The 22891-nt window shown below is 66.5% G+C and carries 21 protein-coding genes and 1 pseudogene; 8 read left to right on the top strand and 14 right to left on the bottom strand.

The features are described 5' to 3' along the window. Positions 1–85: 85 nt before the first annotated feature. Together NV1_RS18895 and ychF are read left to right on the top strand one after the other, a co-directional pair. Positions 86–886: an N-acetylmuramoyl-L-alanine amidase gene (locus tag NV1_RS18895; protein ID WP_067893054.1), complete on the top strand. Its 801-nt coding sequence runs from the start codon at positions 86–88 to the stop codon at positions 884–886. A 155-nt stretch (positions 887–1041) separates the two neighbouring features. Beyond that, positions 1042–2121: a redox-regulated ATPase YchF gene (ychF, locus tag NV1_RS18890; protein WP_067893052.1), complete on the top strand. Its 1080-nt coding sequence runs from the start codon at positions 1042–1044 to the stop codon at positions 2119–2121. Positions 2122–2385: 264 nt separating this feature from the next. Here ychF and NV1_RS18885 read toward each other — a convergent pair whose 3' ends face one another. Together NV1_RS18885 and NV1_RS18880 are read right to left on the bottom strand one after the other, a co-directional pair. Then, complete coding sequence (locus NV1_RS18885; protein WP_245713795.1) at positions 2386–3591, bottom strand: lipase family protein; 1206 nt, start codon at positions 3589–3591, stop codon at positions 2386–2388. Positions 3592–3930: 339 nt separating this feature from the next. After that, positions 3931–4641: an SDR family NAD(P)-dependent oxidoreductase gene (locus NV1_RS18880; RefSeq protein ID WP_067893050.1), complete on the bottom strand. Its 711-nt coding sequence runs from the start codon at positions 4639–4641 to the stop codon at positions 3931–3933. 23 nt (positions 4642–4664) lie between these two features. Between NV1_RS18880 and NV1_RS18875 the strand changes: the two genes are divergently transcribed. Continuing rightward, positions 4665–5126 carry a MerR family transcriptional regulator gene (locus NV1_RS18875; protein WP_067893048.1) on the top strand — a complete coding sequence of 154 codons (462 nt, stop codon included), beginning with the start codon at positions 4665–4667 and terminating at the stop codon, positions 5124–5126. A gap of 57 nt (positions 5127–5183) precedes the next feature. On the opposite strand, the gene NV1_RS18870 is transcribed toward NV1_RS18875, so the two are convergent. The 3 genes from NV1_RS18870 to NV1_RS43630 all read right to left on the bottom strand — a co-directional run bounded on the left by NV1_RS18870 (position 5184) and on the right by NV1_RS43630 (position 7075). Beyond that, entirely contained in the window at positions 5184–5669 is a 486-nt protein-coding gene (locus NV1_RS18870) for an SRPBCC family protein (RefSeq protein WP_067893046.1), read from the bottom strand. A gap of 2 nt (positions 5670–5671) precedes the next feature. Continuing rightward, positions 5672–6028 (bottom strand): ArsR/SmtB family transcription factor, encoded by a 357-nt coding sequence (locus NV1_RS18865; protein WP_067893044.1) that lies wholly within the window; start codon positions 6026–6028, stop codon positions 5672–5674. A gap of 807 nt (positions 6029–6835) precedes the next feature. Further along, positions 6836–7075 (bottom strand): hypothetical protein, encoded by a 240-nt coding sequence (locus NV1_RS43630; RefSeq protein WP_157117127.1) that lies wholly within the window; start codon positions 7073–7075, stop codon positions 6836–6838. Between the two features lie 141 nt (positions 7076–7216). Here NV1_RS43630 and NV1_RS18860 point away from each other — a divergent pair, with 141 nt between their 5' ends. Then, positions 7217–8230, top strand: coding sequence for an alcohol dehydrogenase catalytic domain-containing protein (locus NV1_RS18860; protein WP_067893042.1), 1014 nt, complete (start codon positions 7217–7219; stop codon positions 8228–8230). Between the two features lie 20 nt (positions 8231–8250). On the opposite strand, the gene fahA is transcribed toward NV1_RS18860, so the two are convergent. Further along, entirely contained in the window at positions 8251–9453 is a 1203-nt protein-coding gene (fahA, locus tag NV1_RS18855; protein ID WP_067893040.1) for a fumarylacetoacetase, read from the bottom strand. 52 nt (positions 9454–9505) lie between these two features. Beyond that, complete coding sequence (locus NV1_RS18850; RefSeq protein ID WP_067893034.1) at positions 9506–10705, bottom strand: homogentisate 1,2-dioxygenase; 1200 nt, start codon at positions 10703–10705, stop codon at positions 9506–9508. An 85-nt stretch (positions 10706–10790) separates the two neighbouring features. Here NV1_RS18850 and NV1_RS18845 point away from each other — a divergent pair, with 85 nt between their 5' ends. Further along, the gene (locus NV1_RS18845) at positions 10791–11624 is read left to right on the top strand and encodes a hypothetical protein (RefSeq protein WP_067893033.1); all 834 of its coding nucleotides are present in this window, start codon (positions 10791–10793) and stop codon (positions 11622–11624) included. A gap of 313 nt (positions 11625–11937) precedes the next feature. Then, on the top strand, positions 11938–12615 hold the full coding sequence (locus NV1_RS18840) for an IclR family transcriptional regulator (protein WP_218027093.1): 678 nt from the start codon (positions 11938–11940) through the stop codon (positions 12613–12615). A 47-nt stretch (positions 12616–12662) separates the two neighbouring features. Here the strand turns inward: NV1_RS18840 and NV1_RS18835 are convergent, their stop codons facing one another. From NV1_RS18835 to NV1_RS18815, 5 genes and pseudogenes are all read right to left on the bottom strand, one after another. Then, on the bottom strand, positions 12663–13988 hold the full coding sequence (locus NV1_RS18835) for an MFS transporter (protein ID WP_067893031.1): 1326 nt from the start codon (positions 13986–13988) through the stop codon (positions 12663–12665). Positions 13989–14028: 40 nt separating this feature from the next. Continuing rightward, positions 14029–15483, bottom strand: coding sequence for an FAD-dependent oxidoreductase (locus tag NV1_RS18830; protein WP_067893030.1), 1455 nt, complete (start codon positions 15481–15483; stop codon positions 14029–14031). Further along, a pseudogene (locus NV1_RS18825) lies at positions 15480–16273 on the bottom strand (SDR family NAD(P)-dependent oxidoreductase). The gene NV1_RS18830 and the pseudogene NV1_RS18825 overlap by 4 nt, the downstream one beginning before the upstream one ends. Further along, positions 16266–17093 carry an SDR family NAD(P)-dependent oxidoreductase gene (locus tag NV1_RS18820; protein WP_067893252.1) on the bottom strand — a complete coding sequence of 276 codons (828 nt, stop codon included), beginning with the start codon at positions 17091–17093 and terminating at the stop codon, positions 16266–16268. The pseudogene NV1_RS18825 and the gene NV1_RS18820 overlap by 8 nt, the downstream one beginning before the upstream one ends. A gap of 47 nt (positions 17094–17140) precedes the next feature. Then, positions 17141–17575, bottom strand: coding sequence for a nuclear transport factor 2 family protein (locus NV1_RS18815; RefSeq protein ID WP_067893028.1), 435 nt, complete (start codon positions 17573–17575; stop codon positions 17141–17143). A 98-nt stretch (positions 17576–17673) separates the two neighbouring features. On the opposite strand from NV1_RS18815, the gene NV1_RS18810 reads away from it, so the two are divergent. Then, positions 17674–18405: an IclR family transcriptional regulator gene (locus NV1_RS18810; protein WP_067893026.1), complete on the top strand. Its 732-nt coding sequence runs from the start codon at positions 17674–17676 to the stop codon at positions 18403–18405. Positions 18406–18421: 16 nt separating this feature from the next. Here the strand turns inward: NV1_RS18810 and NV1_RS18805 are convergent, their stop codons facing one another. After that, positions 18422–19264, bottom strand: a complete 843-nt coding sequence (locus NV1_RS18805; protein ID WP_067893024.1) for a hypothetical protein — start codon at positions 19262–19264, stop codon at positions 18422–18424. A 327-nt stretch (positions 19265–19591) separates the two neighbouring features. Here NV1_RS18805 and NV1_RS18800 point away from each other — a divergent pair, with 327 nt between their 5' ends. Continuing rightward, positions 19592–21964, top strand: coding sequence for a tetratricopeptide repeat protein (locus NV1_RS18800; protein ID WP_169813349.1), 2373 nt, complete (start codon positions 19592–19594; stop codon positions 21962–21964). A gap of 55 nt (positions 21965–22019) precedes the next feature. On the opposite strand, the gene NV1_RS18795 is transcribed toward NV1_RS18800, so the two are convergent. Next, positions 22020–22886 carry a carbohydrate ABC transporter permease gene (locus NV1_RS18795; RefSeq protein ID WP_067893250.1) on the bottom strand — a complete coding sequence of 289 codons (867 nt, stop codon included), beginning with the start codon at positions 22884–22886 and terminating at the stop codon, positions 22020–22022. Positions 22887–22891 lie beyond the last annotated feature (5 nt).

Here is a 22891-nt window from a genome sequence, read left to right as displayed (position 1 = left end):
TGAGCGAGTTCGCCCGCGTGTCCCACTCGAGCCACGCCGACGGCCGCATTCGGGCCCGGCGGCCGGAGTATGGCACGGTGAACGGATGAATCGTCGTCGCTCCGGCGCGACCGCATTATCGGCCTGCGCGGCGCTGCTGACCGCCTGCGGCTCGGGTTCCGCGAGCACGTCCCCGCAGCGCCCATCCCTCACACCCACGCCGGTCACCAGCACGTACACCGCACCGGCTGCTATCGGAGCGGGCCGCGTGATCGTCCTCGATCCGGGGCACAACGGAGGCAATGCCGGGCACTCGGCCGCGATCAACCGCCGAGTCCCCGACGGCCGGGGCGGGATGAAGGCGTGCAACACCACCGGAACCGCCGCCCTGGGCGGCTACCCGGAACACGCATTCAACTGGGATGTCGCGACGCGAGTCCGAGACGCGTTGTCCGCCAAGGGATTTACCGTTGTCATGACTCGCCCCGACGACTCCGGCGTCGGACCGTGCGTCGACGAACGCGCGGCCATCGGCAATCGCGCCGATGCCGCGGCGGTGGTCTCGATCCACGCCGACGGCTCGCCGGGAGCGAATTCGCACGGCTTCCACGTCGCCTATTCCGCCCCGCCGCGCAACCCCGCCCAGGGCGAGCCGTCGATCCGCTTGGCCACCACCCTGCGCGACAGCTTCACCGCGGCGGGCTTCAGCCCTTCCACCTACGTCGGCTCCCACGGCCTGGACCCGCGCGGCGACCTGTCCGGCCTGAACCTCTCCGAACGCCCGACCGCGCTGGTCGAATGCGGAAATATGCATCATCCCGGGGATGCGGCGGTACTCGAATCACGCGACGGCCGTGCGCGAATCGCCACGGTGATCGCCAACGCGATCATCACTTATGTGGGATGACGCAAGCGGACCGCCGACGGTTTGCGCATACCGGCTGCTCCGCACTGTTCGACAGCGGCCGCGAAGCCGAGTCCAGGGCGTTCTCCGCGATTCGGTGCGACGATCATCTACCTGGGGCAACAGCGCGCACAGCCGCCGCGTAGACTCCTGATCTCGTGAGTCTCACCCTCGGAATCGTCGGCCTGCCCAACGTCGGAAAGTCGACGCTGTTCAATGCGCTGACCAAGAACGACGTGCTGGCCGCGAACTATCCGTTCGCCACCATCGAGCCGAACGTCGGCGTGGTGCCGCTGCCGGATCCGAGGCTGAACAAGCTCGCCGAGATCTTCTCCTCCGAGCGCATCGTCCCCGCGACGGTGTCGTTCGTCGATATCGCGGGCATCGTGAAGGGCGCGTCCGAGGGCGCCGGCCTGGGCAACAAGTTCCTGGCCAACATCCGCGAGGCCGACGCCATCTGCCAGGTTGTGCGTGTGTTCGCCGACGATGACGTGGTGCACGTGGACGGCAAGGTCGACCCGACCGCCGATATCGAGGTGATCGAGACCGAACTGATTCTCGCCGACCTGCAGACTTTGGAGAAGGCCGTCCCGCGCCTGGAGAAGGAAGCGAAGGTCAAGAAGGACCGCAAACCGGTCGCCGACGCCGCCAAGGCCGCCCAGGAGTTCCTGAACAACGGCACGACCCTCTTCGCGGCGGGCTCGAAGGTGGATAGCGAACTGCTGAAAGAACTTTCGCTGCTCACCACCAAACCCTTCCTCTACGTCTTCAACGCCGACGAGTCGATCCTCACCGACTCAGCACGCGTCGCGGAGCTGAAAGCCGCTGTCGCCCCGGCAGATTCGGTCTTCCTCGACGCCAAGGTCGAAGCCGAACTCCTCGAACTCGACGACGAATCCGCCCTGGAACTCCTCGAATCCATCGGCCAAACCGAACCGGGCCTGCACGCCCTCGCCCGCGCCGGCTTCCACACCCTCGGCCTCCAGACGTACCTCACCGCGGGCCCGAAAGAGGCCCGCGCCTGGACAATCCACCAGGGCGACACCGCCCCCAAAGCCGCCGGCGTCATCCACACCGACTTCGAACGCGGCTTCATCAAGGCCGAAATCGTCGCCTTCGGCGACCTGGTCGAGGCCGGCTCGATGGCCGCCGCCAAATCCGCCGGCAAGGTCCGAATGGAAGGTAAGGATTACGTCATGCACGATGGGGACGTAGTCGAGTTCCGCTTCAACGTGTAGCGTCTGCAAAGAAGTAGGCATCGAGGCAGTGAACCTGCTGGTCAGAGACTCCAACTGAGCCCCTTCAGGGACCTGGAGGGGGCTCGGTTGTTCGGTCGAACCGCTCAATGAGCGGCATTACAGGATGTGACTGGCCGCGCGGTCGAACCGAAGTGGACGAAACGCCGGCTCATCGACAGGATCAGTGGCGGACACGGGCGGGGACGCCGTGGCGGGACGTGCTCGAACTGTATGGGTATCGCCCCGCGTAGTCCCGACCGCGCGCTACGCACCACCGAGCGACATGGACGGCACCGTGCGGATCGAGCAACCATCCGGCGCGGGCTGCCCCGCCAGACGGTCATCGATCCAACGCATGGCCGCAGGAATCGCAGCGACCTCGAGACTGGCGTGTTCGCTCATTTCGTCCCGCGTATAGGTGACCGGCGCCCCGGAGGCGCACCAATTCGCCACCGTCTGGTCGACCGGTGCGATGTTGACGATCTCGTCGTGTACGGCGTGATAGAAGAACAGCGGCACAGTCGGTGCCGTGATGCCGTCGATCTCGTCGAACGATGCCTGTAGCTGCTCGAGCACTTGCGAATACGGGATCGTCAGGTAGTCGTCCATGTGCAGGAACGCATGCTGTTCCACGTCCACCACCATGCATTCGCCACCACCCGCAGCCATCAACGCTTTCCCGGCGGGCGTCAGATACGTGTCGAAAACCGCCGCCATCCGCGGGTCCGCGCGCATCATGCCCGGCAGGAGCGACGGCAGGAAACCGGAGAACGGACCGCCGTCGAGCGACTGCAGGTACATGCCCATGGGCTCTGCCGCACCGAACGCCCCACCGCCCCGGGCAACACCGACCAGTCGTAGTTCGGGAGCGTAGGTCGGTTGAACCTGCGCGATCCAAGCGCTGCCCCACGAGCCGCCGGAGTAGCCGACCGCGGCAACCGGGGTATCGGTGCCGGCCAGGCCGAGCGGCGCGAAAGCCTCGGCTGCGCGCACTCCGTCGAGCGCGGTATAACCCGGCTGATTCGGGGTGAACAGCGCCCCGTTCGCTCCCTCCCAATCGGGTACGGAAATCGCATGACCGGACGACAACATCTGGCCGATCTGAATGAAATCCAGCGAGGCGTCGTACTTGTGGTCCATCGGGACCGCTCCTTGCCGGAGCGCGAACGAGGGAACGCACTGCGGGGCCGAGGCATCTTCGGCAGCCTGATAGCTGATCAAACCTTTGACCTGCCCGGTTCGTGGCCGCAGCACCGTTGTCACGGTCGTGATGGGCTGACCGGTGTTATCGGTCGTTCGATACAGCAACTGCCAGGCATCGGCGTCCTGCGCCTGCGGACCCATCGAGGCCACCTCGACGGGCCGCGAATTCAGCACGGTGCCCGGCGCTTGCGACTCCCAGCCCGACGGCGGGGTGTAGAACAGGTCGTTCTGCGGAATCGGGATCGGATCCGCACTACTGACCGCCATGGAAGCACCGGTAAAGCACAACACGGCCGAGATTGCGATCAGAACCAAGCGCAGCTGACCGCGCTTGACCACTGAACACGCTGCGCCACAGGCTGATACGACACTGCCCATCATCCGGACTTCCCTCCCTCGAGGGGGCCCGACCCACGCGAATCTCCCTGAGGGCAGTCAGAGTACATCCCCCGACCGGGATGGATACCCGAACCGACGACGAACACCGCGCCGGTCGCGGCTGCCGTCCATGCCGGCGAGTGACCGCACTCGAACGATGCGCGCCGCCGGCCATACGAGCTCGCGGACCAAAGGAGTCCGGATTCGCGGCGGCCCAGTAGGTTTTGATCACCAAGGGATTGCGCCTTCAGCGTCGAAGTATCCGCCGGTAGGGCCGTCGTTGTCGATTTGAGTCATGCGCACGATGATTTCGGCGCCCTGCTCGACGGTTTGTGTGCCGGTGCCTGCGTTGAGGTCGGTGCTGGTGAATCCGGGCTCCACGGCGTTGATCCGGATGGTGGGGAATGCCCGTGCGTAGCGCAGGGTGATGGCGTTGACGGCGGTCTTGGATGCCGGGTAGGCGACGCCGGGGTAGGCGTGTGCCGCTGTGCCTTCGGTCGCGGCCCTGGTCAGGGATGCCAGCCCACTGCTGACGTTGACCACCACCGCGGCGGGGGAGCGCTGCAGCAGTGGCAGAAACGCGTGCAGCACGCGGACCATGCCGAAAACGTTGGTCTCGAACGTCTTCCGCATCAATTCCGCGGTCATCTCACCAGCACCGACTACGGCATTGGGGGCCCTCCATTCCGGTGCGATGCCGGCATTGTTGACCAGCACGTCGAGCCCACCGTCTGCCTCGATGGTTTCGGCCGCGGCGAGTATCGACGCATCGTCGGTGACGTCGAGCTGAACGGCCCGCGCGCTCAACTGTTGGGCGGCGCGTCGACCGCGGTCGACATCCCGGCTGCCGATGTAGACGGTATGGCCTGCCGCGACGAGCCGGCGGGCTGTCTCGTAGCCGAGTCCCTTGTTGGCCCCGGTGATCAATGTTGTTGTCATACCGCGACGTTAAAATTTAGAGCGTGCTCGAAGTCAAACCGCAATCGAGATCCCAATCCGCCCACTCGAATCCGCAGGCGGGGGTCAGCATCGCCGAGGCCGCCCGTCGCACCGGGGTCAGTGTGCACACGCTGCGCTATTACGAACGCGCCGGTCTGGTCGTCACCACCATCGACAGGACTTCCAGCGGTCGTCGCCGGTACCGGCAACTCGACCTGGATTGGATCACCGTGTGCACGAAGCTGCGGGCTACCGGCATGCCTATCAAGACCATCCGGCGCTACGCCCAGCTCGTCGACGCCGGTCACGGCAACGAGCAGCAACGACTGGACTTGCTCGAAGCCCACCGCGCCGATGTGATCGCGAAACTTACCGAGCTCCAGGAAAACCTGGAGCTCATCGACCACAAACTCGCTGTCTATCGAGGTCGGCTCGACGCGGGCGACGCCGATGGACTCTGGGCGATCGCACCGGACGCCCGTTGAGCAGCCTCGGCCAGCACAATGCCCCTTGGAAACGATGTGCGACTGGTTGTCTGCGGATCAGGAAGCGAGGAGTGCATCGATCTGGCCGAGTGCGGCGCTGGCGCCCTCGATGACACCCATCTCCAGCACCTTCTGCAGCCCTTCCGCGGATTCGTAGGTGCTGACATACTCGGCGCGGGTGCGGCCATCCTGCTCGGTGAACGTGTAAACATTGTGCGAGACAGGCAAATCCGGGTTCGGGTTGAATTCCAGGTCGGCGAATCCGTCCTCGAACGAGAAGCTGCGCGGCTCGTCGACGGCCGTGACTTTCCAGTACCCGGCGAACTTCTCGCCCTCCGGACCGGTCATGAAGTAGGTCACCAGGCCGCCGGGGGTGAGGTTGTGATCGACGACGGTCGCCGGGTAGGTCGGCGGACCCCAGACCTTTTCCAGCTGACGCGGGTCGGCGTAGATCTGCCAGATCCGCTCCACTCGCGCGGTGAATTCGGCGGTGATGGTCAGGGTGCGGGAGTCCAGGTCGTGCTGGACGTCGATGACGGGCATTGTTACTCCTTCTGACTGTGGTGTGGTGGGGTGTCGGATGCGATCAGCTCGTCGATCCGCGCGATGCGGCCACGCCAGACCTGCTCCAGCTCGCTGAGCATGGATGCCACCGACCGCACCGCCGTCACGTCGCCGCTGGCCAGCTGCTCGCGACCGTCGCGCCGCTTGGTGAGCAGGCCGGCCTTCTGCAGGACGGCGACGTGCTTCTGCACTGCCGCGAAGCTCATGTCGTACTTCGCGGCGAGAGCGGAGACCGAGTGCTCTCCGGCCAGCACCCTGCGCATGATGTCGCGCCGGGTTCGGTCGGCGAGCGCGTGGAACAGCGCATCGGCCCTGTCCTCCTCGTCGGGCTCGGTCACGAGAAGAATATACAACCGATCAGTTGTAGGTTGTCAAGAGTTGTCGCACCCACCAGGGCAATGGCCCATCGCCTCGCCCCGAATCCGGACGCGGCGTGAGAGCACGAGCCGGTTCGCGCGCGAGACGGCCGCGCGGGAATGGTGCGCATGGGAGAACGCGGGGATCGCGCACGAAACCCTTTTCGCCGACCGAGTGGTTCCGGCGGGGAAACGGGGTCTTCAGTTCGCGAGCTGGATGTGGTCACGCACTTCACAGGAATCGAAACAACCTGTCCGAGGATGTCTTTCAATCGTCGGCGCGCAAATCGCGGCCATTGTCGACACCGGTTCGAGCTGTTGACTTTTCGACGGGCGGATCTAGGCTGGAAATTGTTAGTTCGGCTCGACAAAGCGTTGAAGGAGGAACCATGTTACTACCAGGTATTGGAAGTGCAGCTGGTCTCGCTATCGCAGGCTTGGGCGCACTGCTGGGAGCGCTGGTGGCGATAATCTAGCTCGAAATTCTTCACACGATTCGACTTGTAGAGGTGGTATCTGATTCGAAAGTGCCTGCCCCACAAGGGATAATGGGTCGGCGCGAGCATTTGCCATCATGGCGCGGGCACTCCTCGGATAAATAACAGTTCAACAGCGGTCGCGCGGGAAAGAACGGCAGCGTAACCGATTCTCAATCAATGGGTTCGAGCCACCGAGTATGTGATGAACGGTGAAACGTTTCGCATTCGGCTCGGTAACTCGTGCGGCCTGAACTGTTATCCGTTTCACGAATGCGTTCTCCAGATTGCGAATAGTCGAGAATGGCATCCCTTACTCGCACACGCTCATCCGATCCTGAATCCGTAGCCGATGACCACGGCTGAGCATGCAGTGCCCGGCCGTGAGAGCCACCGCGTTGCCCCGAGCGTCGTGTCCGGCGGTGGTGACGGTGCACAGCCCGATCGAGGTTCCGGGGCCGACCACCGGGGCACTGCTTCTCGCGTTCGCGGCACCGATTCCCGGTCCAGTCAGTGTGATTGCCGCGGCGATTGCCGCGATCGTACGTCTCACGGTAGCTCCTCTGCAGATCGCACATGGCCGGAGCAGAGGTCCTCCGAGTCGGTCGGGGGATCCCAGCTGCCGTTGCCTCGAATCCTGTGGCGCTTCCTGCCGACCAGTCTTTCATGTTCCCCGAGGAAAGCGAGGATGTAGATGTCCACTCATCAGGCTGTTCACGTGCAGTCCGCCGGTGCGGCGCTGAAACCGGCCGAGGTCGAGACGACGTCACCGGCTCGCGATCAGGTGCGTATCCAGGTGGCGGCGTGCGGGGTCTGCGGTACCGACCGGGCATTCGTCGGTGGCGGGTTTCCGGGGATGTCCTGGCCGCTGACGCCAGGGCACGAGATCGCCGGAACCATCGTCGAACTCGGGGCCGGGGTCGGCAACTTCGCCGTCGGCGACCGCGTCGCGGTGGGCTGGTTCGGCGGGAACTGCGCCGTATGTGTTCCGTGCCGCAAGGGCGATTTCATCCACTGCGCGAACATGCAGGTCCCGAGCTGGCACTATCCCGGCGGATACGCCGAGTCGGTGACGGTACCGTCCAACGCGCTGGCCCGTATTCCGGACGCTCTTTCCCTGACGGAAGCCGCGCCGATGGGCTGCGCGGGAGTCACCACATTCCACGCGCTTCGCGAGAGCAGGGCGACGCCCGGCGACCGCGTCGCGATCTTGGGCATCGGCGGACTCGGCCATCTCGGCGTGCAGTTCGCACGCGCGATGGGCTTCGAGGCGATTGCGATCGCCCGCGGAGCACGTAAGGCCGAGGATGCCCGTGAGCTGGGCGCTCACCACTACATCGATTCGAACGCCGAGGATGTCGGCGACGCGCTGCGCCGACTGGGCGGCGCCGACGTCGTCCTCGGGACCGCGGCCAGCAGCCCGGCCATGGCGCAGACGATCGGCGGCCTCGCGCCGCGCGGCGAACTGATCACCATCGGCGTCACCGCCGAACCACTGCCGATCAGCCCGATGCAGTTGATCACCTCGGGACTGAGCATCATCGGCCATCCGTCCGGAACCGCCCGCGATATCGAGGACACGATGAACTTCGCGGTCCAATCCGGCGTGCGTGCCCGAACGCAGGAACTCCCGCTGGATCGGGCCGCCGAAGCCTATGCCGACATGGAACAGGGACGCGCCCGGTACCGCATGGTCCTCACGATGTAACCCGTCGGGCTGAAATCCGTTCAGCGGGCAGGCAATATGCGGCCGGTGGTTTCGCCGAGGGTGAGGGTGGTGCCGTTCGCTCGGGCTCGGAGGGTTACTTCGTCGTTGTCGCGGAGGAAGGAGATTTCGGTACCGTCGGACAGGGATAGGGGTTCGGTTCCGCCCCAGGTTATCTCCAGGAAGGAACCGCGTTGGCCGGGGTCGGGGCCGGAGATGGTGCCGCTGGCGAAGAAGTCGCCCGGCCGTAGGCCCGCGCCGTTGACGGTCATGTGGGCGAGCATCTGGGCCGCGGTCCAGTAGGTCGTGGCGTAGGGGGCGGTGGAGACCACTTCACCGTTGAGGATGACGTCGACCTCTATGTCGAAAGCCCATGCGGGAGTGGCGGAGTCGTCGAGATAGGGGGCCAGCGGCGTATCCCGCTCGGGCGGAGTGGTGCGAGCCCGGTCGAGTGCGGCCAGGGGGGTTACCCAGACGGATATGGAGGTGGCGAAGGATTTGGCCAGGAAGGGGCCCAGGGGGACGTACTCGAAGGCCTGGATGTCGCGGGCGGACCAGTCGTTGGTGAGGGTCACTCCGAAGATGTGGTCATCGGCGGCGGCCAGGGGCACTTCCCCTTGCGGGACAGCGGATCCCAGTACGAAACCCATTTCGACCTCGATGTCCAAGCGACGGCTCGGGCCGAAGGTGGGCGATCCCTCGGGTTCGGGGCGAAGGCCCTTCGGGCGCGGGATTTCGGTGCCGCTGGGGACGATGGTGCCCGCGCGGCCGTGGTAGCCGATGGGCAGATGCTTCCAGTTCGGCGTCAGCGGCGGCTGTCCGGGACGGAAGATCCGGCCCACGTTGGAGGCGTGGAACTCGTTGCCGTAGAAATCGACGTAGTCGGCGACGGTGAACGGCAGGTGCAGAGTCGCCTCGGCCAGCGGAACAGCCTCGGCGACAAGGGTTTCGGCGACAGCCGGATCAGTCAATGCCCGAACGGCCCCGGCGCGGACCCGGTCCCAGGACGCCCGGTCGCGGGCGAGCAGTGGGTCGAGGTTCGCGGCATTCGTGGCCGCGACGTCCTCGGGCGCGGCACCGGCGCGGCCCAGTAGAGCAGCGACAGCGAAGACGTGATCCCCCAGGCGCACACCGAGTTTCGGGCCGGACTCGGATGTCGAGAACGATCCGTACGGCAGATGGTTGATGTCGAAGCCTGCGGTCGCCAGGCGTTCGGCGGCGGTCATCGGGTCACCTCTCCACGAGTTCGCTTGTTCATACGCACCGGATCGTCCATGCTCACTCGATCGTCCGTCCGGCCCACGTCCAGGCGTAGACGCCGTCGTCGCCGGCGGTCGCGGCCTCGCCGAGGTCGAGCGGCCGGAACGTATCGACCATCACCGCCAGCTCGTCGACCTGCCGCACACCGATCGACGCCTCCATCGCGCCCGGCTGCGGACCGTGCGCGTGGCCGCCGGGATGCAGCGACACCGAGCCGATCCCGATACCGGAACCCTTGCGAGCCGCGTAATCGCCGCCGACGTAGAACATGACCTCGTCGGAATCGACATTGGAGTGGTAGTAGGGCACCGGGATCGACAGCGGGTGATAGTCGACCTTGCGGGGCACGAACGCGCAGACCACGAAATTATCGCCCTCGAAGACCTGGTGGACCGGCGGCGGCTGGTGGACCTTACCGGTGATCGGCATGAAATCCTCGACGTTGAACGTGTACGGATACAGGCAGCCGTCCCAGCCGACGACGTCGAACGGGTGATCGGCGTAGGTGAAGCGGGTACCGACGACCCCTTCCGCGCCGCGATGCTTCATCAGCACCTCGACGTCGGTACCGTCGACGAGCAACGGCTGCTCGGGTCCGTACAGGTCGCGCTCGCAATACGGCGCGTGCTCCAGCAGTTGCCCGAAACGCGACAGGTAACGCTTCGGCGGCGCGATGTGGCTGTTCCCCTCGATCGGGTACAACCGGCTCGGCCCCTCGGCCGCATCGGGCACCCAGCGATGCGTGGTCGCCCGCGGAATCATGACGAAATCCCCTGTGCGGTAGGATAATACGCCGAATATCGTCTCGACGACACCGCGCCCGGACTCGACGTACACACATTCGTCGCCGATCGCGTTGCGGTAGTACGGCGACACCGCACCGGCGACCACGTAGCCGATCCGCACATCCCCGTTGCCCAGGACCAGTCGCCTGCCGGTGACGGCGTCGATCCCAGCGGCGGCACCGGCGTCGAACAGATCGTGCAGCCGCAGGTGACGGGGTTTCATCGGATGGTTCGGCACGGTCGGCTGCTCGCCCAGGTCCCAGACCTCACTGCCCACGATCGCCGAGGGAATCGTGCGGTGATACAGCAGCGAGGAGTCGGAGGTGAAGCCCTCCTCACCCATCAGCTCCTCGTACCGAAGCGCACCCGCGTCGTCGCGGAATTGTGTGTGCCGCTTGCCCGGTACGTCCCCCACGCGTCGGTAGTACGCCATACCCCACCTCGATGCTCGACAGATATGTTCGATAAACGGTCACTATGTAACCTATTATCGACCATACTGCGCTAGAGTGTGACTCATGTCAATCCCGAACGTATTCGCCGCCCTCGTCGACGACGCCGCGATCTTTCCGCCCGGATCGCTGCCACTGCCCGAGGCCGTGATCGCCCATGCCGCACACCGCAAGTCGCGTCTGCGAGCACTGGCCGGCCCGTTCGTACTCGGGACCGGCGACCTCGCGACCGCCGCACGGCTGGCGACGCCCGATCTGTTCCCCGAACCCCTGCCGGTCAGCATCGTGGTCCCGACCCCCGACGCGCTCGCCGAGACGATCGAGAACGCCGGGGAACATCGCGTGGCGGTGCGGGCGCTGGAGGTCAAACTCGACCGATCGCGACCGTTGACTCCGCAGGTCACCGCCATCGCGAACCACGATCGACGGGGCATCACGACGTATGTCGAAGTGCCGCGCCCGACTCATCCGGAGTGGACCGAAGTACTCGCCGCCATCGCCACGAACGGCCTGCGGCTGAAATTCCGCACCGGCGGCACGCAGGCCGAGGCATTCCCGGACGAAACCGGACTGGCGACCTGGATCGCCGATGCCGCCCGCAGCTCCACACCGTTCAAATGCACTGCGGGACTACACAATGCGATCCGGCACACCGACGCGGAAACCGGATTCGAGCACCACGGTTTCCTCAACGTACTGTGCGCCGCATCGGCCGCATTGGGTGGCGCCGAAACTGACTCTCTCGCAAAAATTCTCGCCGAGCGGAACGCCGCTGCACTCGCCGGCGCACTCGGCGACACCGCAGAGACAACAGCCCGAACGCTGTTCATCTCCTACGGCTCGTGCAGCATCGAGGAGCCCTACGAGGATCTGGCCGCACTCGATCTACTCGACGACTGAACGTCCTCCCGACGGCCCGACCACACTCGCCTCCACTCGGCCACCGATCCCGGCGGCACTCGGATAGCTCGACCACCGAACATCCCCGGCGACCCGACCACATCCGGACAGCTCGACGGTCGATCTTCTCCGGCGGGCGACCGATCTCGGACTACTCGTCCACCGAACAACCGGAACGACCCGACCACACTCGGACCGATCGACGACGGGACCGTCCTGCGACCGGCGGCCGCAGTCGGACAACTCGGCCACCGAACGCGCCCGACGAAGACCGAAGATCGCGCGGACGAACAGAGGTAGAACAATGACACCCGTGACACGCGCTGAACCCAACGATGGTGCGCAGACGCTGGAACGCGGCCTGGCGGTACTGGTCGAGCTGAGCCGTCATCCCGACGGTCTGACCACCGCACAGGTCGTCACCGCGTGCGGACTGCACCGCTCCATCACCACGCGATTGTTGATCTCGTTGCAGCGCACCGGATTCGCCGTACGTGACGATTCGGGGGCCTACCGGATCGGCCCGGCGGTACCGGATCTGCTCGGCCTGGCCCGCCCGCGGCTGCGTGAGGTGGCCCAACCCGTTCTCGAACGTCTCGCGCGCATGGTCGACGCGACCGCATCACTGGTCGAGGTGGTCGACGGATACGCGATCACGACCCTGGTGGCCGAACCGCCGAGCGACGGCCCGCGGTTCTCCTATCGGCTCGGCAACCGCGATCCGCTCGATCGCGGCGCGGGCGGCGTCGCCGCCCTGGCCGCGGGCCCGCCCCAACCCGGTGAGCCCGATCGGGTCGCGACGGCCCGGTCGCAGGGCTTCATCACCACCCACGGCGAACTCAACGCCGGGGCGCACGCCATCGCCGCGCCGTTGCCCGGATGGGGCGGGCTCGCGGCGATCAACATCGTCACCAACCGCGAGGCCACCGTCCGGAACGCGCGGCACCCGCTGCTGGACGCGGTCCGCGAGATCGGCGCGTTCACCGGGTGAAAGACCGGGCGTCCCCGCATGAACGCCCGGTCCGGTGTCGGCGTGGATCAGTCCACCGGCAGCTCGATCCCTTTGGTCTCCCGGACGAACAGCGCCGCCACGAGGGTGAGCACCGCGCAGAACACGAAGTAGCCCGCCGGGGCGAGACTGTTGCGGGTGACGTCGATCAGCCATGTCGCGATGAACGGCGCGGTGCCGCCCAGCAGCATGTTCGTGATGTTGTTGCCCAATGCCAAACCGCTGTAGCGGACCGACGCCTTGAGCATCTCGACATAGCTCACATATGAAGCGGCATTGACCACCGACACCGCGATGAACAGCACCGATTGCCCGAACACCGCCTGCCACACGCTGCCGCCCGACATCAGCATGAACATCGGCACGCCGAGCACGACACCGGCCACGCTGCCGCCGATCAGCACCAGCCGCCGACCGTAGCGGTCGGCCGCGGCCCCGGCGATGGGTAGCGTGGCGACGCCCAGAACCAGCGCCAGCGAGGTGGACAGGAACGCCACCGAGGACGTCTGATGACCGCTCTTCTGCAGGTAGGTCGCGGCGTACACGGACGCGATGTAGTAACCGCCGGTGATGAAGGCGCCCAGGAACAGGATCTTCACCAGCGGCCCGCCGGAACTGCGCAGCAGTTCCATGATCGGCACCTTCTTGGTCTCACCCTTCTTGGTCAGCTCGTCGAACTGTGGGGTCTCCTCCATACTGTTGCGAATCCAGATCCCCACGCCGCCGATGAGCAGGCTGAGCAGGAACGGGATACGCCACGCCCAGTGCAGGATCTCGTCCTTGGTGAACAGCGAGGTCATCGCGAGTGCGATCAGTGACGCGACGAGCGATCCGAGGTAGGTCCCGGAGTTGACCATCGCGGTGTAGGTCGCGCGCCGGTGGGTCGGCGCGGATTCGGAGACGAAGGCGTTCGCCCCGCCGAGTTCGCCGCCCGCCGCGAAACCCTGCAGGCAGCGCGCCAGGACGAGGGCCGCGGTGGCCCAGAGGCCCAGTGTCAGATAGGTGGGCATCAACCCCATCAGGGCGGTGGCGGCCACCATCAGCAGGATGGTCCAGGACAGCGCGCGCTTGCGCCCGTACTTGTCGCCGACGTGGCCGAAGATGATGCCACCCGGCACCCGTAGGAAGAAGGCGACGGCGAAGGTCGCGAAGGTGCCCAGCAGCGCCGCGGTGTCATCGCCCTTGGCGAAGAACAGCGCGGCGATGGTGGTCGCCATATAGCCGTAGATACCGAAGTCGTAGTACTCGACGACAGTGCCGACCACGGCCGCGCGAACGACCTTGGCGATCGACTTACCCTGTCCGGCAGGGGATTCGGCGTCCGACGACGATGTGGGGGTGTCGATTCCGTGCATGAGATATTTCCTTGCTGCCATCGGGTCCGGCCCGATGCGATCAGACTCCGGCCGGTGCCCGGCCCGCGGAGGTCCCACGACGCGCGAGACGCGCGGCGTTGCGGCCGGCGATCCGGCCCATGGTGAGTGCGTTGGCGACGGCGTTTCCGCCGCCGACGTAGCGTTGGCCGAGCACTCCGGCGCCGGCTTCCCCCGCCGCGAACAGGCCGGGCACCGGATCACCATTCCGATCCAGAACCATTGCGGCACTGTCGATTTCCATACCCGCGTGGGTACAGACCAGTTCGGCGGGCAGCATCCGCACCGCGTAGTAGGGCGGCTGCGCGATCGGATCGGGATCGGCCGAGGAACCCTTGTTCGCCAGGGTGCGATGGCGGCGGAACTCCTCGTCGCGGCCACCGGGAAGTTGCTCGTTCCACCGCGTCACGGTGTGCGTCAACGCCTCGGCGGGCACGCCCATCCGGTCGGCGAGTTCGGTGAGCGTAGCCGCACGCAGCGTCCGCCCGGCCTCCGCCTCCGCGGCGACGCGCTCGGGAATCCAATCGGTGTACCCGGACGCCAGACCCAGCCGCGCGGTCTCGTCGAAGACGGCCCACACCTCGCCGGGCTGGGCGGCCATGATCCCGGTCGAGACCGCGTAGGAGGCGTCCTCGTCCATGAAACGACGGCCCAGACCGTTCACATAGATCCGCGACTTCGGCGGGAATCCCGAGGTCCAGTGGTGGTGACGCTGGAAGTAAGCGGTCGGCAGCAGCAGCCCCCAGCCCTGTCCGGTCACCGACGACTCGATCTCCTCGGCGAATCGGATGTGGTCGCCGCGACTGCCTGGAGCCGCGACCACGAACAACGACTCGCCCGCCGCGCGCGCTGCCGGAAAATACGAATCGACCAGCGACGCGTCCCGGGCGAAGCCGCCGCTGGCGATGACCACGGCATTCGCGCGCACCTCGACGCCATCGGCGATCACGCCGACGATGCGCCCGTGTTCGCGGATCAGCGACTGCGCCCGGGTCGCCAGTACGGTCTCGATCCCGTGCGCCCGGCGCGCTTTGTCGAGGACCTGAATCAGGCCGTAACCCTGATCCTTCGGCACGTGTCCGCGCCAGACGTCCTCCACACCGGCCTGGCTCAGGCCGGGCATGTGGGCGTTGGCGGAGATCCGGGCCGGGATCTCGACACCGAGGCCGATCAGCCATTCCAGGGTCGGCCCGGACTGCTCGCAGAAGGTGCGGATCAGACCCGGTTTGAGCATCCAGTGGTTGAGGTCCATGTAGTGCTGGAAGAACCGCTCGGCGTCGTCCTCGATCCCGAGGGCCCGCTGCACGCTGGTCGCGGCGGCGGTGAACAACCCCGCCGACAGTCGCGTCGAACCGCCGAGTTCGGTTTCCGATTCCAGCAACAGCACCGTCGCGCCGTGCTCGGCGGCCGTCACGGCGGCGGCCAGTCCGGCGCCGCCACCGCCGACGACGATGACGTCCCAGGAGTCCTCGCTCATGACAGTTTTCCTTCCGCATCCGCGAGTACACGGTGGTACAGGCCGTTGGAGATCAGCCCGCCGTCCACGGTGACCTCGGTGCCGGTGATGTAGCCGGAGCGGTCGGAGAGCAGGAACAGCACCGCGTCGGTGATCTCGTCCGGGCTCGCTGTGCGACCCGCCGGAATGCTCCGCAGCGAGGCCGCGACGAATTCGTCCGCTCCCCGCACCAGATCCGTGCCTACCAGGCCCGGATGCACCGAGTTCACCCGGATCCCCCATTTCGCGAGATTTCCGGCCGCCGATTTCGACAGTCCGGTCAGACCCCATTTGCTCGACGAGTGGCCGGCGAGAAATATCCGATCAGACCCGCGATGGAGGAGATGTTGACGATCGCGCCACCACCGCTCTCGCGCATCAGCGGCGCCGCGGCCTTGATCCCGTAGAACGGGCCGAACAGGTTGGTTCGCATGGTCTGCTCCCAGATCTCGTCCGGGGTGTCCATGAATTCCAGCCGGCGCGAGATACCGGCATTGTTGATCAATCCACCGAGAGCCCCTGGGCCGGAACGTATTTCGTCGATCGTGCGAGCCCACGCCGCCGGATCGGCGACGTCGAGGTGGTGGGCCGAGGCGCGGCCACCGGCACGCTCGATCTCGTCGATCACCTCGGCGGTGTCGATGATGTCGGCCACGCAGACGTGCACGCCCCGCGCGGCCAGCGCCCGCGCGTGGTTGGCGCCCATCCCGCGGGCCGCGCCGGTGATCAGCACGACGTCGGGATACTTTTCGCTGCTCGGCGACTCAGACATGCCGGGACCCGCCGTCCACGGCGATGGAATGTCCCGTGACGTACCGGGCGCTGTCCGACAGCAGGAACAGCAGCGGACCCAGGACCTCCTCGGGCGAACCCAGCCGATGCAGCGGAACGACGTCGAGCGCGTGGGCGAGCGCGGCCGGGTCCTCGCGCACCCACCGGGTCATCTCGGTATCGATGTAGCCGGGGGCGATCGAGTTCACCCGAATTCCCTTGTCGCCCAACTCGACCGCGAGCGATTCGGTCAGATGCGCGACGGCCGCCTTGGAGGTGCAGTACGCGCCCCGGCCGCGCCGCACCCGCACCGCGGACACCGAGGACATGTTGACGATCGCGCCGCCGGGACGCATATGCCGCGCGGCGGCCTGCGCGCCGAACAGCACGCCCTCCACGTTGACGTCCAGTACCGCGGCGATCTGCTCGGGTGAGATGTCCTGCGCCTCGGCGAACGGGAAGATGCCCGCGTTGTTGATCCAGAAATCCAGTCGCCCGAACTCGGCGATCGCGCGCTGCGCCAGCGCTTCGTGGTCGTCGGCGGAGGTCACGTCGACGCGCGCGGCGACCACGCGACCCGGCTTCTCGACGCCCGAGTTCGCGAGTTCGGCAGCGATCTCGGCGGCGGTGGTCGTCATCTGCTCGTCGTTGATGTCCGCGCCCAGCACGTCCACGCCGCGGGCGGCCAGTCCGGCCGCGAAGACCGCGCCCATTCCACGCGCGGCGCCGGTCACGACCGCCGCCTTGCCCTCCATGTCGGGGTGCACGACCTCGATCCGGCCGTGCTCGACCCGGCCCGGGTTCGATGCTCCGGTTGCCATCGCCATAGGTGTGTTCTCCTTCGAAATAATCAGGGCCAGAAGAGTTTTCAACGCGGTGCGTCGTCCCGCTCGACCACCCGGCGGGTGATCGACCAGTCGTCGCCGTCACGGGTGAGCCGATCGGCGACCGTGGTGAAACGCACCAACCGCGCCTCGCCCCCGATGCGGGTGGCGATCACCTGCAGATAGGCGCTCACCGCGAGGGTCCGCGCGTCGATCCGCTCGACGAGAAGGTTGCTGAGGACATGCCTGCGGCGCTCGTCGGACGCACGGGCCGCGCGATCGAATTCGGCCGCGAATTCGGTCAGGGCGGCCGTGCCGACAACCGGGTCCGGGTAGGTCGGCGAGTGGAATTCACCGGCCGCGGTGAAGGTCCGCGCCCACTCCTGGGCGGCGCCGGAGTCGATCGCCCGGCTCTGCCGGGCATAGAGCTGATGAATGGCCGCGACCGCGCCTGCGTCGACGGCGGGATTTGAGGGCATCACTTTCCAAGAACTCCAAAGTGTGCGATAATCGCACGTAGCGTGTTATATGTGGACACTGTAGGTGCTTCAGGTCACAACGGTCAAGGAGTTCAGCTATGCCTCAGTTACGGGCGTCCGGGGAACCGGCGGCCACCAGCGGCGATGTCGGGTCGGATATGTGCAAGACGTTGCACAACGGACTGCAGATCCTCGAACTGCTCGCACGCAGAACCGAGGGCATCTCCGTCACCGAGATCGCGGACCAGGTCGGGGTGCATCGCACGGTGGCGCACCGGCTCGTGCGCACGCTCGAATATCACCACCTGTGCCGGCGCGACGATTTCAAGCGCGTCTTCCTAGGGCTCGGCCTGGTGCGGCTGGCCGAACCGGTGGAACAGGACCTGCGCACCCTGGCCCGTCCCGTGCTGGAGGAACTCGCCGACAGCGTGCGAGCCACCGCGCACCTGGTCGTCCGGGAGAGTGAGACCGAGGTGCGCGCCCTGATGGTCGTCGAACCTCGCGACGCCCGGATCCACGTCGCTTTCCAGACCGGGCAGCTCGATCCGATCGACCGCGGTTCGGCGGGGCTGGCCATCCTGGCCGCGCTTCCCCCCGTCCCCGGCGAACGCGAGGAGGTCACCCGCGCCCGCGAGCGCGGTTACGCCGTCTCCCACGGGGAACTGGTCCCGTCCGTGGGCGGCGTCTCGGCCGCGGTCCCCGGCCGCGGTTCGGCGACCGTCGCGAGTATCGGCGTGTCCCCCATCGATCCCGGCCCCGCGGACGAGGAGACCCTGGGCGCCGCCGTCCGGGCCGCAGCCCAGCGTCTGAGCGCCATCCTGCTGCGCTAGACGGTCTCGCTGTCGTTCATGTTGCCAGGAAGGTAGTGATGGCTTCGTCACTGGACAGAGGGTTGCCCCCAACCGAGACGTCGATCGTCGGATAGTTCCTGCGCACGACGTCGGCGATGGCGGCGAGCCGATCGGCGACCACTGTGCGGTCGCGCAGCGACTCCTGCCCCAAGCCCTCGAAGCCGGGGAACCCGTCGGCAACCAGGGTTACATCCGGGTTGCCGATGATGTTGTCGTAGGTCTGAAATCGCACGCTTACGAGCTTGGATGTGTCTACCCGCCCCGGAGTGGTGAACACCCGGTCGCTGACACCTTCGACGAAGTTGGCTGCCGAATGCCCCTCCGCGGCCATCGGGTTCACCGCGATGCGGTTGGCGTCGACACCCAGCACCATGCCTGCAGGATGAAATCGCATCGTGCCGTCACGGACATCGGTCCAGCTCGTGATCGTTCCGTATACGCCGGCGATATCGTCGCTGTCGGTCAGGTATACGACGTCGCCGGCGGAACTGTGTGACGCAGTGCGTATGTAGCCATCGCCCTCTGCCTCGACGGCTTGCTTTCCGGGGAAAGCCCTGGGAAATACTTGATCGACTTGCCACAGGCGTGCCCCGTTGTAGAAGCGGTCCGGCGGTGCGGAGTCGGCCGGCAAGGGCGGAAAAGACGGCTCTCCGGCGTCGAGTCCGGTGCGAAGTCCCTCACTGTCGGCCTCGGGCAATACGCGGGCCACATCATCGGTTTCGCGGATAGCAGGGGCCAAACAATGTTCGACATCAGCCCTGGCCACCCTCGCGATCCGGCTGTTCACGGCTTCGGCAACACGCTTCGCCGCCTGCGCGGCCTCCTCGGAAATCAACATCTCGGGACCCGCTCACCACCGCATCATCCACTCCCGGCGCTGACACGGGATTTCGTCGCCCTCATTCTGCGCCCAGCTTCGAAGGCAATCCGTACTGGGAAGCACTCGGCGCCGACGGGTTCACCGGCTCATTGCAGCGCGACAGGGCGAACAACGCCCTTGAGCTGCCAAACGACCGCCACTACCACATGTAGCGCTATCGACGCGAGAACCCCTGCCGTACAGTCTGTTTGGGGTCCTCGGCGAGTGGCCGCGGGAGCCCGGCACGATAAACTCGAACGACCGCCGCCCGCGGATGTCCACTCGAGTTCCGGCAAGGGGATGATCATGACCGACGACCGGATTGCGGTAACCGAGACGATTCCGTTGCCCGACGTGTTACGGGCGCTCACTCGGGAACTCACCGCTATGACAGGCGATCGGGCCGGCGGATACGAGCCGCGCGCAGCCGAATTGACGGTGCGGCTGCTGATCGACACCGACGCGGGCGAGCCGCGCTTCCACGTGGTCGGCCCGCAGGTGCCCGAGAGCGCCGGAACCACCACGCACACACTGAAACTCACCCTGCAACCACTCCTGGGCGATCCGACACAGGGTGAGTTCGCTCCGGTCCCCGGATCGGAGCCGCAGGCCGGGAAGAGTGTCGGCGCCCTGTCGATCTCGCTGGCGGATACCTTCGCGCAATCGGCGGAACCATTGCGCGATGACGTTCCCGAACCAGCGCATATCTTCGAGCCGGAATCGGCTGAGCCGAAGCAGAATACCGACGCGGCAGATTTCGAGCACACCGTCGGGTCTCCCGGTTCCGATCCCGCCCCCGTCGCGACAGCACGTGACACGGACAGCGCGTTGACGGCGTCCGGCGAAGCGGCTCCAGCGTCGCGCACGCAGGTTCAGGCCGCTGTGGCAGATGATCCGGAAGCACTGGGCGACATCGATTCCGGAGCGGCGATCGGAACCGCAGACGACGCCGCGTCACCGACACCCTCCGACGCCGAGGAGTCGGGGCCGGCCGGGGAAACCGCCCGAGCCACCATCGCCCAGCTCGAAACGCCCTACGGCGAAGCGCATTCCGGGGCCGCCGCACCTGAGCCGCATCCGGTAACCACTGCGGAGCCCATCGCCGAATCCGCGCACGCCGACACGGTGCGGACCGAAACACCGCACAACGATGCGGATTCCACCGCCGCGAGCGCAGCCGGATCGCGGCGACCATCCGGCATCGACGCCGAGGCGGGCGCCGCGGCATCCGATACCGCGCCGCCCGCCTCGGCCAGTGCCGACGCGAATTCGGAACCGCTCGGGATCGTCGACGGAACTGTGGCCGATCCGGAGAAGCCACTCGCCGTCGTCGCTGACGGACCCACCCCGGACACCGATCGCACCGAGACCACCCCGTTCGGAACATCGAGTGGCGACACCGATTCCGAGCCCGTGGATACGCCCGCAGCCGAATCGCCGCTCTCGTCCGAGCCCATCGACGACGAGCCCGTCCGCACCGGCACGACGGAATCGCCGGTAGCGGGCGAATCCACCGCGCCCGAGGACAACCCGACCGCACCCATCCCGAGGACGTCCGGGGAAGCGAACGCGGAGTCCGAACCGGCCCGAAATGTCACGGCCAGTGCGTATTCGGATCTGGACGACGAGCACGCCGAGGTGATCGCGCGCTACGAGAAGATCCTGGTCGATCGGGAACGGGCGATGGGTCCGCTGCACCGGCACACGCTGATCTCCGCCGGAAACCTGGCCCGCGCATATCGGGAAGCGGGCCGGTCCTCCCAAGCCATCGACGTGTACGAGCGAGTGCTCACCGACAGCGAGAACACCTTCGGCCCACAGGATCTCGACACGTTGATCTTCCGGGGCAGTCTCGCGCGCTGCTATCGCGAGGCCGGGCGCATGGTGGAAGCCATCGACCTGTACGAACGCACCCTCACCGACAGCGAGCAGGGCTTCGGCCCCGACCACAAGAACACGCTCACCGCACGGCACAATCTCGCCCTGGCCTATCGCGAGGACGGGCGGCTGGACGACGCGATCGAGCTCTACCGCATCTGCCTGGCCGACAGCGAGCGGCTACTCGGGTCCAATCACCGCGACACCCTGATCACCTGCGATTCACTGGCCTCCTGCCTGCGCGAGGCCGGCAAGGTAGCCAAGGCGACCGCGCTGGACGAACGGCTGCTGACCGCGCGGCGGCGGGTACTGGGCCCGGAACATCCCGATACGCTGCACTCCACGGTCAATCTGGCCTCGGACCGGGCCGCGGCGAATCGCGCGAATGAGGCAGCCGACCTGTACGAACAGGCGTTGAGTACCAGTGAGCGGGTGCTCGGCCCGGACCATCCGATCTCCGAGCGCGCCCGCATCGGCCTGGCCCACGGGTATGCGGAGGTCGGCCGCGCGAGCGAGGCAGCCGACCTGTTCGAACGCCTGCTCGCCGACTGCGAACGCCAACTCGGCCCCGACCACCGGCACACCCTCATCGCCCGCAACAACCTCGCGGTCGCCTACCACGACGCGGGCCGTTTCGCCGAGGCGATCGAGGCGCACACCCGCACCGCCGAGGATCGCGAACGCCTGCTCGGCCCCGACCACCCCGACACCCTCAAATCCCGCGAACACCTCGCCTACAGTTACGAAGCCGAGCTCCTGGCCCGAACCTCCGGTCCGCAAATCGCTGTGCCACAGGAGTAATCGGGCCGAATCCCGCCCGCGCGCGGATTGCGACAGCCATAGCCTGTGACTATGATCACATATCACGTCGGGAGAGCCTCAGTTGCAGCACGGTCAGCACCAGTAGCAGCGCGAAGACCACCCAGGCCAACGCGGCCGCATAGCCGACCTGATAGAATCGGAAAGCGTTCTGGAACAACATGATTCCCAGTACATAGGTGCCGGTTTCGGGTCCGCCGTTGCCGTCGGTCAAGGCATAGGCCTGATCGAACGCCTGCACCGAATTGATCACGGTGATCACGACCACGAACGACAGCGCACCGCGCAACAGCGGAAGGGTGATGGACCGGAACCGCCGCCATGCCCCGGCTCCGTCGATCGTGGCGGCCTCGTACAGCGTCTCGGGCACCGCCTGCATCGCGGCGAGCAGGATGACGGTCGCGAACGGCACGCCCTTCCACACCGTGACGACGCTCAACGAGAACAGCGCCCACCCGGGATCGGTGAGCCAGGGCACCGGCCGCACTCCGGCCCGGCCCAACACGATGTTCAGCACACCGTCATCGGTGATGAACAGGAATCGCCACACCACCGCCATGGCGACCGTGGAGGCGACCAGCGGGAGGAACACCGCGGTGCGGAACAGCGCTATTCCCTTCAGTTTCCGATTCAGTGCGACCGCCACCCCGAGGCTGATCACGACCGTCGGGACCAGCGTCAGCGCCGTGCAGACCGCGGTATTGCGCAGCGCGATATAGAACATCGGATCGGCGAAGAGTTCGCGGTAATTGGCCAGTCCGGTGAACCGCATGGGCCGGAACAGATCCCACGAGTGAAAACTCAGATACAGCGAGAATCCCAGGGGGAACAGCATGAACAGCCCGACCGCGACCAGATTCGGTGCGACGAAGGACTTTCCGGCTCGCGATCGCTGCCGGTCCAGCGCGG

The organism is Nocardia vaccinii NBRC 15922 (assembly GCF_001613305.1).
GTDB lineage: Bacteria > Actinomycetota > Actinomycetes > Mycobacteriales > Mycobacteriaceae > Nocardia > Nocardia vaccinii.
Note: the sequence above shows the minus strand (reverse complement) of the source record. Positions and strands in the feature narration are given on the sequence as shown.

What these genes read in the sequence shown, in the direction of transcription:
- NV1_RS18845 (WP_067893033.1), top strand. Translation starts at nt 10,791, where the DNA reads ATGTCAATCCCGAACGTATTCGCCGCCCTCGTCGACGACGCCGCGATC.
- NV1_RS18885 (WP_245713795.1), bottom strand. Translation starts at nt 3,591, where the DNA reads ATGGCGGTCAGTAGTGCGGATCCGATCCCGATTCCGCAGAACGACCTG.
- NV1_RS18810 (WP_067893026.1), top strand. Translation starts at nt 17,674, where the DNA reads ATGCCTCAGTTACGGGCGTCCGGGGAACCGGCGGCCACCAGCGGCGAT.
- NV1_RS18835 (WP_067893031.1), bottom strand. Translation starts at nt 13,988, where the DNA reads ATGCACGGAATCGACACCCCCACATCGTCGTCGGACGCCGAATCCCCT.
- NV1_RS18815 (WP_067893028.1), bottom strand. Translation starts at nt 17,575, where the DNA reads ATGCCCTCAAATCCCGCCGTCGACGCAGGCGCGGTCGCGGCCATTCAT.
- NV1_RS18850 (WP_067893034.1), bottom strand. Translation starts at nt 10,705, where the DNA reads ATGGCGTACTACCGACGCGTGGGGGACGTACCGGGCAAGCGGCACACA.
- NV1_RS18895 (WP_067893054.1), top strand. Translation starts at nt 86, where the DNA reads ATGAATCGTCGTCGCTCCGGCGCGACCGCATTATCGGCCTGCGCGGCG.
- NV1_RS18805 (WP_067893024.1), bottom strand. Translation starts at nt 19,264, where the DNA reads ATGTTGATTTCCGAGGAGGCCGCGCAGGCGGCGAAGCGTGTTGCCGAA.
- fahA (WP_067893040.1), bottom strand. Translation starts at nt 9,453, where the DNA reads ATGACCGCCGCCGAACGCCTGGCGACCGCAGGCTTCGACATCAACCAT.
- NV1_RS18860 (WP_067893042.1), top strand. Translation starts at nt 7,217, where the DNA reads ATGTCCACTCATCAGGCTGTTCACGTGCAGTCCGCCGGTGCGGCGCTG.
- NV1_RS18820 (WP_067893252.1), bottom strand. Translation starts at nt 17,093, where the DNA reads ATGGCAACCGGAGCATCGAACCCGGGCCGGGTCGAGCACGGCCGGATC.
- NV1_RS18800 (WP_169813349.1), top strand. Translation starts at nt 19,592, where the DNA reads ATGACCGACGACCGGATTGCGGTAACCGAGACGATTCCGTTGCCCGAC.
- NV1_RS18870 (WP_067893046.1), bottom strand. Translation starts at nt 5,669, where the DNA reads ATGCCCGTCATCGACGTCCAGCACGACCTGGACTCCCGCACCCTGACC.
- NV1_RS18830 (WP_067893030.1), bottom strand. Translation starts at nt 15,483, where the DNA reads ATGAGCGAGGACTCCTGGGACGTCATCGTCGTCGGCGGTGGCGGCGCC.
- NV1_RS18880 (WP_067893050.1), bottom strand. Translation starts at nt 4,641, where the DNA reads ATGACAACAACATTGATCACCGGGGCCAACAAGGGACTCGGCTACGAG.